The following is a 10,020-nucleotide window of genomic DNA, read 5'->3' as shown; positions in this document are numbered from 1 at the left end:
TTGGCCCTGTGCATGGCGTGGATTCCCAACATGCCCACGACGACAGCGGACAGCATGACTTTCACCACGGTGAAGTCTTCTAACAACAATTGTCCGATCAAGACGTGGAACTTTGCGACGCCGCCTTTTTGCAACAGGAAGCCAAAGACAACGCCGAAGAGCACGCCCAACGCAAGTGAACGGTGAGCCGCCGGAAGCGGCTTGGGTTGCTTGTCATGATCGTTTTCGGCGTGTGGTGTTGTGGTGTCGTGTGCCGGTGTATCGGTCGCCGGTGTATCGCTTGGCTTTTCAGTGGTGGTGGACATGAGGTGGGCTCCTGGGGAAGATTGGCCGCCTAAACGGCGTACATCAGCATCGCGGTCGCAATACCGCCAATGAAAAAGCAGATGGCGGCGATCCAAGATCCGACCGCCAATTGCAGCGTGCCGCTGATCCCGTGGCCGCTGGTGCAGCCTCCGGCCATTCGTGCACCAAACGCCATCAGTACGCCGCCGCCGAACGCGACGATGACACGAAGCAATCCGCTATCGGCTCCAAAGCGGTCTTGCCACATCAGCGGTAACAGACGTCCGGTCCATTCGTTTCCGCTCCATGCCGCCAAGAAGGCACCGAGGATCACGCCGAGCACCAGCATGACTTCCCAGCCAACTTTTGGCGGATTGTCTTGGAAGTACTTCAGCCGTTGCGTGTGACGTGGGGCTGCCAGATTGCCCAGCATGCCGGCCACACGCGCGTAGGCTGTCGACGCGCCCAAGGGTTTATTTGAAAAATAGAACGTCAACATCGACAGCACGCCGATCAACGCTCCGACCAAGTAGGGCGACCACGCGGGACCGGAGTACTCGAGCGGATTGACTTCGGCGAGCACTGTCAGCGAAGGGAATCGCGTTTGCAGGATCATGCCGTCGCTCCTTCGGGTTGTTCACTCGGGAACCCGGCCGCCTTCCAAGCGCCCCAGCTTCCGGGAACATTGCTGACATCGCTGAAACCACGCGACTTCATCAGGCTGGCGGCGATGCTGGCCCGATATCCGCTGGCACAATACGTGGCGTATCGTGCATTTTTGTCCAAGCCATTGATGCGGTCGCGCATGTCGGCGACGAAGTGATGTTTCGAACCTGGAATGTGACCGGACGCCCATTCGTCGGGGGCGCGAACATCCAAAATCGTCAGATCGCCGTCGCTGACCTGCAACTCACGCAGTCGCTGGACAGGGATTTGTTCCAGAGTCTCCAGCGGTAATCCGCCGATCTCCCACGCCTTCATTCCGCCGCTCAGGTAGCCCGCGAAATTACAGTGCCCGGTACGGACGAGCAGTCGCTGGATCCGATCGAGATCGTCTTCGCTTTCGACGACCAACAGTAGACGCTGGTCCAGGTCCAGCATTTGCCCCGCCCACGCCGACATCTCTGGTCGCCCTCCGATGTTGATCGCACCGGGAACGTGACCTCCGCCGAAGGCCAGCATGGACCGCGTGTCCACGACGTGGACGCCGGGTTCGCGTGCGACGCGACGGAAGTCGTCTGGTGGAAGTGCCGGGATGGTTGGCAGACGATCCATGATCTCCGGTCCCGCCGCGTTGACCTTCTTCAATTTCGGGTAGTGCCATGGAACCGGAGGGGCATCGGAGACCACAAACTGGCAGAACGACTCCAGGTCGGGATAACTGAGGAATGCGTTCGTGCGTCGCTCGTACCCGATCGTGCTCTGCAGGCGATCGCCGATGTCGGCTCCACATGCCGAGCCGGCGCCGTGGCCCGGGAAGACCGTTACGAAGTCATCCAGCTTTAAGAAATAGCCGTACAAGGTGTGATACAACGCTTCGGCCAGCTGCGCGGTCTGGCCTTCCCCGAGCAAGTCAGGCCGACCGGCCGAACCCACGAACAGTGAATCGCCGGTGAACACGGCCCACGGCGTGTCGCGGTGGTCGCTCTCAGCGATTTCAAACGTCAGATGCTCCGGCGTGTGCCCCGGCGTATGGCGTGCCGTCAGATGAAAGGAACCGAAGTCGAAGGAATCTCCATCAACGACGGGCTCACCATCAAACTGATAGTCCGCATGATCTCCGCTTAAATAGATTTTTGCTCGTCCGACGCGCTGGGCTAATGACCGGCTTCCCGACACAAAGTCCGCGTGAATGTGTGTTTCGAAAATGTGGGTGATCGACAAGCCATGCTTCCGCGCGAGCTGTTCATAAACCTCGACGTCGGTTCGCGGATCGATCACGGCAGCGCGGCCCGTGTCGGTATCGCCGAGCAGATAAGACAGCTGGGCGATGCCATCAGTTAACACAGTTTCTTGAACGAACATGCTGGGTCATCCTCCTGCGGACGGTCATTGTTGACAAAAGAGCAACTTGCGGTTGAGCCTTCCATGCAAACGACGGGCCAAGCTGGTCGTCGCTGTCGCAGAGCCATCCAGCTTCGAAGCGCCGACCGATTTTCAAACAGATTCACGCCAGGGTCTGGTCTCGAATCCTCCAGCTTGGTCGATCGCCGGATGCATCGGTGCGCCCTATCCCTCAGCCAGGTCTCTCAGCCCTTGCTCGGTGGTTTCGGGGGGACCCAACGGTCGCGGTCTAGGCTATTCAGCGTCGTCCGATGCTTTACCGTCTGGTTGATCGCCGTCTGGTTCATCACTGTCTGAGACCGACATTGCGAGGCAGTGATCCGTTCTCCCCAATGCGATCACTTCGATGAGATCTTTGACGGCCAGGTAGAGCAACGTGATGATCGCGACGGCGCCGCCGGCCAGTATTGCGAGCGTGACGAGCACCCCGTAATAGATCGTGGGATACCACCAGCCGGGAATCGTGTCTGAATCGTAGATCGGCACGCAGTGCAAAACGAACACGATCGCGCCGCCCCCGAAGAGGATCGCGTCGTAGAGTGCAATCTTGATGATCCGGTGATAGTGAGCGTCGGAGAAACCCGCATCGGCGTTATGCCCCAACCCGATCATGGTCAACATCAACGCCAGCACGGTGGCCGAAACCGTCAAGATGCTCGAGCAGAACAAGCGACTGGTCGGGATCACCGATTCGAGTAAACGCCGCGCCTCTCCATCGCCCACGTGTCCCATCGCGAAGGTCGAGATGCCGACGCTGAGGGCAATCACCACCCCGATCACGGCTGCGGTGAACAGGTCGTTCTTCAGCCGGCCGAGCATTTGCCGTTGATCATCACTCATCCGCAGGGCCTTCCATTTTCGAGTTGTTATCGTGGACCGTCGCCACGGGTGAGCAATGAACGGTATCGATACTGCTGGTCGCGTTCCTTGTCGGAACATCGATTCAAGCGACAGGCCACAGGCAACTTGCGTTCCAACCGTATCGCCAACGGGGTGATCTTCATGAATTCGCGAGGTTTGGTCGTTCCGAAGCGTCATCGTCCGCTCGTTGCCAACGTGTTCTCGAGGGCGCAATGATGGAATGAGAACAAGTGGCAAATTGAATCGGGGGCTGAAGGATGTTTTGGCCGCTTGAGCGTCGCGGCTCACTGCTTCGCTCGGGACTGAAGTCGATGATCCGGCTGGGAGGGAGAAGCACTCAGATCGTCAATTCGTCGATTGCAGAGGAAGGTTGATTCCGATGCGCGAAAACCGACCAGTGTGCTCGCTAGTTTCTACGGCATGGAAATTGCAGAAGGGCTCGGTGACTTGACGCAGAATCACTCTTTGCGCTGAGGTGGCCGCGAAGGAACTGGCTGATCCATTCACGACACTCCTGCGTTTGCGGGGCACTGTGGGCGGTCGTGTTTGTGTGTTGTTTCGGTTGGACCCTGGAGAGGCGAGCTGATGAAGATCGTACGCGACGCTTGGCAGACATTTTCACTCACTGATCTGCTGGACGTCGCCATCATTGGCGTGCTGCTTTGCCTGACACTGTTTTGGCTCAGGGATCGTGCGTCTCGATCGTTGGGCGTGGTCGTCACCACGATCGCCATGATCTTCCTGCTCGCGCGGTGGTTGGACCTTTATCTGGTGACAATGGTCTTTCACTACGGCTCGGTCGCCATTCTGTTGGCATTGGTGATTGTCTTCCAACAGGACATCCGGCACGGCTTCGAGCGGCTGACTTCGTGGACGTGGTCGCCTGGCCTTTGGCGGTCCGATGCCCCGGGTGATCGGCAGTCGTTTGGTCTGGCAGAGATCTTGGCGGAAGCGGTTTGTCAAATGGCTGACCATCGCGTCGGGGCGCTGATCGTTCTACCAGGTCGTCAGCCATTGGAACGTCACCTCCGTGGTGGCGTGGACGTTGATGCGAAAGCAAGTCAGCCATTGTTGTTGAGTATTTTTCATCCCAAGTCGCCGGGGCACGATGGTGCGATCATCATTGAGCGCGAGCGCATCAGTCGACTAGGCGTGCATCTTCCATTGACCCAACAGGCGGCGAAGCTGTCCGAAGGCGGCACTCGACATGCTGCTGCCGTCGGGTTGGCGGAAGTCTCCGACGCGACGATCTTGGTCGTGTCCGAAGAGCGTGGCACGATTAGCGTTGCCAAGGATGGAGAACTGCAACGCGTCGAAGCGGAAAGTCTTGTGCCGTTGTTGATCAGGTCGTTGCAGGGCGCCGAGTCGGCCAACATGGCCCGCCCCAGTTGGTTTCGTCGTGTGTCGGTCCCGGTTCTATCCGTGGCCGGCGCGTTGCTGCTGTGGCTGATGTTTGCCTTCGAGACTGAAATGATCCAGCGCACGCTTGTCGTGCCGGTGGAATTTCGAAACCTCCGCGACGGTTGGGAAATCGAAGAGCCGAAACCAACGTATGCGGAAGTGACGCTCTCAGGTACCGAATCCGCATTCGCTCTGCTGGACGCGACGACCGCAACGGTCTCGTTAGACACCGAGCGAGAAGGGGGGCGGTTAAGAAACTATTGGCGAACGGAAGCTCACCTGAAGAACATTCCCGAGTCGCTGGAGATCGAGTCGGTGCTGCCGGAGGTGGTGTCGGTCACGATCAGACGCAAGTCCAACAACGATTCGGCGGGCCAACCGTAGCCTCGTTCGTGTCAGCAAGTCACTGCCGTTTGTCACCGTTGGAAATACCGATGCCGCCACAGTGAATCGCTTCAGGCGTTCGTGGCTTGTCCCATGCGGTACTTGGCTTCGTTGATCCATTTGACCATCTGGATCCGTTTGCCGGTTCGCGTCGCTTGGTGTCCCAGCATTGCCATCAGCGTGCTGGCGGCCGCAGACGCCACCTGGTTTTCCGCGGTGCCGCGGCGAATCGATTGCAGGAAGGCTCGTTGCTGTGCGACCGTCGCCGCTTTGAGCGACGAGGGTTGATCGGACTGCCAGACGACCTCGCCGTCGAGGGAATAGATTTTGCCTGCGGACAATTCGGCCCGTCCCAAGGTACCGTGGACGTGTTCGCTGGTATTGTTCCACGATTTGGCCACTCGACGACATTGCGACAGCAACACCGCGCCGCTGGCGAATTCAAATTCAACGGTATGATGATCAAATACATCGCCCGATCGATCGGTTGGCAGTGATTGATGTTCAGCGGTGTCGAAGCTGCCCCAGCCTCCCTGACCTTGAGCGACGAAGGCGGGTTGGTCGAGCGCCCAACGGATCACGTCCAACCCCGCGACGTGCTGCTCGATCAAGAAATCGCCTCCGGTCCATTGATAATGATTCCAATTGCGGCGTTGGAATTCGGCGTCTGATTCGTTCCGGGCGTGGACCGGTGGCCGCAGGGATCCCGCATTGCAAAACGCTCTGGCAAAGATGGGCGTTCCGATGGCGCCGTTGCGCACGCGTTGGATCACGTCTTGGTAACGGTTGTCATAGCGTCGCTGAAAACCGACATGCACGGTCAATCCGGCGGCCTCGGCCTGTTTCGCCGTGTCGATGGTCTGGAGCACGCCGGCGGCGTCCGCGGCGAGTGGCTTTTCCAGAAAGACGTGCTTGCCGGCTTCGACGATGCGTTGAAAACAGTCGGGGCGATCCACCGGCGGTGTGGTCACGTAGACGATGTCGGCGTCCGACTCCAGGATCGGGCTGAGACAATCTTCGCCGCCGGAACGAACACAATCCGCTGCGATCTGGCCGGTGTAGCGTCCTTTCAAACTGCGGTACATCGACTGCGTTTGCGAATGAAAGTAATCCGCCAGTCCGACCAGTTGCACCGCTTCGTCGTCGATGGCCCAGACGGCATCGGCGAGTTCACGGGCGCGGCGACCGCAACCGATGATCGCGATTTTGATTGGGGCAGTGCTACCGCCCTGAACCGCTTTTCCGACCGCGACGGCGCCACCGATGGCGCCCCCGGCGATCATCAGCCCGCTATCCTTGATAAAACTCCGCCGAGCGCACGACGACAGAGCATTTTCCTTTGACTTGTTCATCAACCCTCAAGCACCCTCGCGCATTTTTTGTCGCGCTCGACTGAGCATCGGCCCGATCGAGTTCTCGGACAGCCCGATCGCCTGACTGATCTCTTGGTAGGACATCCCTTCCAGATGGTACATTCGGACCACACTCGATTCCTCGGGATCAAGCCGGCTCATCAAACGTTCCACTTCTTCGCGATTCTCGATCCGTTCGGTCGGCTCGTTCATGGCCGGTTCGGCACCGGTGACCGACAACCGGGTTCGGAAACCTTCCTGATGCAACCTTCGGGCGATCACCCGACGTGCGATCACGGTCAGGTAGGTTGCCAGGGAACTGTCGCGGCGAAATCGTCGCAAAACCCCCCGGTCCGAAGCCAACAGGACCAAAAAGACTTCGGCGACCAAGTCGTCTCGGGTCGATTCGTCGAGCGTCAGGCCGCGTGATTCGGCGGTGTGATTGGCGACGTGGATCACCAATCCGAGAAAGCGTTCCACGAAATCCTGCCAGGCGCGCGGCGCTCCGTCGATGCAGCGTTGTAGCAGGATTCGATCGATGTCAGAGAGACTCACGGTGCCGATACCAAAAGAGAAGCTTCACAATAGCCGGTGCTTGCTGCCTTCTTTTCGGCGACACCCTTCGCCCAGCAGACCCCTTTATGGTAGGTGGGGTGACAGCAAATCGCAAGCTTTGAAAGGAAACCTCCGCCATCACGGGGGGCGCGCGTCGCGCCTCTTGTCCCGGTTCTACCAGTCAGGCGACAAGGGAGAATCACGCTCTTTTCGACGCCCCGAGCGGCCGACGTGACCTATGGTTGCCAGTAGCCGGTATTCTCGTCGTCACTCCTCCGCATTTGAGCCTAATGACTCATCCTCAGACCCCTTTCGAGCCCCAATCTAGTACCTTCAACGCTGCCGTTCCCGCCACGGGGGGCGTGCCGAATTCGTCGACGGTTGCTCGGGGAGCGGCGAATTGCGTCACCAATCTGCTGGCGAAATTGCAGATCGCCTCGGACGCCGTCAGCGAATCCCCTGCGGAACGTCCTGAGAAAGACGCCGAGAACCGTTTGGCCGTCGTCCGATTGGGGATCGCGACTTCGTTGTTCTACGCGCTGCGGACCAAACACCCCGCGACCGCCGCACACGGATTGAGGGTGGCGTTGTTTTGCAGCAGTTGGGCCGAGCAAATGGGACTCGATCACGACGTCCGCGATCGAATCGAAGTCGGGGCGCTGCTGCATGACGTCGGCAAGATCGGGATTCCCGATCGCATTTTGCGCAAGCCGGGGAAACTGACGGTCGACGAGCAGCTTGTGATGGACACTTGTCCTGATCTCGGCTGCGATATTCTGCAAGGCTGTACCACAGACCCTGATCTGTTGGACATCATTCGCTACTGCAACCTCTGGTACGACAGTCGACGCGACGGCGAAACACCGCAGGGCGAGGCGCTGCCGTTGGGCGCGCGGATGCTGGCGATTGCGGATGCCTTTGACGCGATGACGACCGAGCATGTGTACCGGCCGGCAATGAGCCGAGATCGTGCGATTGCCGAACTCGTTCGCGGTAGCGGCACCCAGTTCGATCCAGATTTGGTCCTCGATTTCAGCCGCCTGCTCGAATCCCGACCGGAGATTCTGCAAGGATCGATGGTCCACCGCTGGCTCCAGCAACTGCGTCCCGAAGATTCTCAGGCATTCTGGACCGGGACTGCAAACCCCGCGGTCGGCAAGTCGCATCGAACCAAAGAGGTCGTCCGCCGCGAAACACTTTTCAATCAACGCCTGTTGTCGACACTCAAAGACGGCGTCGCCTTTACCGACGGCGAAGGAAACGTCTCGCAGTGGAACGTTGCGATGGAGCGACTAACCGATCTACCCGCCGAAGCGATTATCGGAAAACAATGGTCTGCCGCGGCACTACGGATGCGTGACACCGACCGCGACCGCGATGACGAAACGATCTGTCCGTTGCAAGAGTGTTTTCGAACGGGCGAATCAGTACGACGTGCGATGATCATCGAAGCCGTCGGAACCGATCCCGTTTCGGTGCACGTCGAAGTCGCTCCCGTACACGGCGAGCGCCCTGGGTCTCACGGGACTGTGATTGTGGTTCACGACCTGTCCGACCGCGAGCATTTGGAACGTCGACTTGATACGCTACACAAACAAACGCGACTGGACGGACTCACGCGTGTCGCCAACCGCGCCCATTTCGACACCACGCTGGAAGAGATGGTCGCCGCCACCGTCGCGGGCGGACCAACGTTTGCGCTGGTGATTTGCGATCTGGACCATTTCAAACGAATCAACGATACGTTCGGCCACCCGGCCGGTGACGAGGCACTCAAGGTCTTTGCCAACGTTCTGCGGTCGCAGAGTCGCGAAGGGGATTTGGTGGCGCGTTACGGCGGTGAAGAATTTCTGCTGTTGGCCAACGCGTGTGACAACGCCACGGGCGCCAAACGCGCTGAAGTCGTCCGTCAAACACTTGAATCGACACCCATCGAAGCCCTCGGCGGTGAATGCATCACCGCCAGCTTCGGCGTCACCGAATATCAATCCGGCGACAGTGCGGAAACCGTGTTGGCACGAGCCGACCGAGCCTTGCTGAAGGCGAAAGACAACGGCCGCAATCGAGTCGTTCAGCTGGGCTTGGGGAAAATGTCCGAAGTCGCCGAGCCCGCGCACCGCGTCGGTTGGTTCGACTGGTTGATCGGCGGCGACGAAGCCGTGGCGACGAAGGTCGACATCTTGACACCCGTCCCGGTCGATCTGGTGATCGAGAAACTGCGCGGCTTCATCGCCGATCACCACGCCGAGATCGTCAATGTCGCCGAAAACCAGCTTTCGTTGAAAGTCGTCTCGGGATCCAGTCCGGGCGGCCGCCGTCGCATCGATCACAAAATCTCCTTCCACGCAGTGCTGACGCTTAGCGATGCACAAAAAGACGAACTGCTGACCGAAAACGCGACACCGGGTTGCAGCACGAAAGTCCATTTGGAACTCAAGCCGATCCGAAACCGCGATCGCCGTCGCCGTGAATTGAACGACGCGGTCCAGCAGCTCGTCGCCAGTTTTCGCTGTTATCTGATGGGCGAGATCATCAACCGCGGCGAGTAAGTCGGCAAACCGTTGGCGGCTTCCGCTACGCCTGTTCGAGCACGGCGTTGTGGAACTGACGCCCGTTGCCGGCGTGCGTGAACGCGATCCCGGAGGCATACTGCGTCCCTCGTCGCGAGCTCCATACGCTCGTGCCGACGACGGCGTTGCCATCGTCGAGCTGCAGCATCAGTCGTGATCCGACCAGTAATTCATCCGAGCCGATGACTTGTAGTCCGCTGCGACTGGTCGAAACGATTCGCCCCTCGCTGCGGTTTTGGGGCTGGCACTGCCGGATGGTGACTGCGACGTCGACCGTTTCTCGCTGTGCCGTTCGGCGACTGAGTTGCCCGGCGCGGATGCCAGCTGAAATGAAGTCATCGGGAAGCGAACGGCGAAAATACAAACCGCTGGCGTATTGATCGAGTCCCGATTGACGAGACCAGCAAACCCGCGCGAGCATCTGTAAGGTGTCGTGTCCCGCGAGGTTGCGAATTTCCAACGTCGTTGACTTGAACAGCGACCGGGTTTGCCGATAGCGAATCGCGCAACCGCTGGAGTTCAGATCCACAATCTGACAGGGAATTTGA

General features: G+C 59.2%; 8 protein-coding genes and 1 pseudogene. 2 read left to right on the top strand and 7 right to left on the bottom strand.

What is annotated here, in order from left to right:
* The 4 genes and pseudogenes from ABX749_RS09900 to ABX749_RS09885 form a co-directional block, all read right to left on the bottom strand.
* A pseudogene (locus ABX749_RS09900) lies at positions 1 to 305 on the bottom strand (YeeE/YedE family protein); the annotation flags it as partial.
* A gap of 29 nt (positions 306 to 334) precedes the next feature.
* Positions 335 to 901, bottom strand: coding sequence for a YeeE/YedE thiosulfate transporter family protein (locus ABX749_RS09895; RefSeq protein ID WP_372895833.1), 567 nt, complete (start codon positions 899 to 901; stop codon positions 335 to 337).
* On the bottom strand, positions 898 to 2,310 hold the full coding sequence (locus ABX749_RS09890; RefSeq protein WP_372895832.1) for a rhodanese-like domain-containing protein: 1,413 nt from the start codon (positions 2,308 to 2,310) through the stop codon (positions 898 to 900). The genes ABX749_RS09895 and ABX749_RS09890 overlap by 4 nt, the downstream gene beginning before the upstream one ends.
* Before the next feature lie 273 nt (positions 2,311 to 2,583).
* Positions 2,584 to 3,189, bottom strand: a complete 606-nt coding sequence (locus ABX749_RS09885) for a hypothetical protein (RefSeq protein ID WP_372895831.1) — start codon at positions 3,187 to 3,189, stop codon at positions 2,584 to 2,586.
* A 606-nt stretch (positions 3,190 to 3,795) separates the two neighbouring features.
* Here ABX749_RS09885 and ABX749_RS09880 point away from each other — a divergent pair.
* A complete protein-coding gene (locus ABX749_RS09880) occupies positions 3,796 to 4,995 on the top strand; it encodes a diadenylate cyclase (protein ID WP_372895830.1) in 1,200 nt (399 codons plus the stop codon).
* 71 nt (positions 4,996 to 5,066) lie between these two features.
* On the opposite strand, the gene ABX749_RS09875 is transcribed toward ABX749_RS09880, so the two are convergent.
* Both ABX749_RS09875 and ABX749_RS09870 read right to left on the bottom strand, forming a co-directional pair.
* The gene (locus ABX749_RS09875) at positions 5,067 to 6,347 is read right to left on the bottom strand and encodes a Gfo/Idh/MocA family protein (RefSeq protein WP_372895829.1); all 1,281 of its coding nucleotides are present in this window, start codon (positions 6,345 to 6,347) and stop codon (positions 5,067 to 5,069) included.
* 6 nt (positions 6,348 to 6,353) lie between these two features.
* Positions 6,354 to 6,902: an RNA polymerase sigma factor gene (locus ABX749_RS09870; protein WP_095740419.1), complete on the bottom strand. Its 549-nt coding sequence runs from the start codon at positions 6,900 to 6,902 to the stop codon at positions 6,354 to 6,356.
* A gap of 362 nt (positions 6,903 to 7,264) precedes the next feature.
* Between ABX749_RS09870 and ABX749_RS09865 the strand changes: the two genes are divergently transcribed.
* Entirely contained in the window at positions 7,265 to 9,451 is a 2,187-nt protein-coding gene (locus ABX749_RS09865; protein WP_372895828.1) for a diguanylate cyclase domain-containing protein, read from the top strand.
* A gap of 25 nt (positions 9,452 to 9,476) precedes the next feature.
* Here ABX749_RS09865 and ABX749_RS09860 read toward each other — a convergent pair.
* On the bottom strand, positions 9,477 to 10,020 hold a 544-nt coding region (locus tag ABX749_RS09860), incomplete at its 5' end, for a PilZ domain-containing protein (protein WP_372895827.1).

The sequence above is a fragment of the Stieleria sp. genome (assembly GCF_041595215.1).
GTDB lineage: Bacteria > Planctomycetota > Planctomycetia > Pirellulales > Pirellulaceae > Stieleria > Stieleria magnilauensis.
The sequence above is the reverse complement of the archived record's forward strand: the minus strand, read 5'-3'. Positions and strand labels throughout refer to the sequence as shown.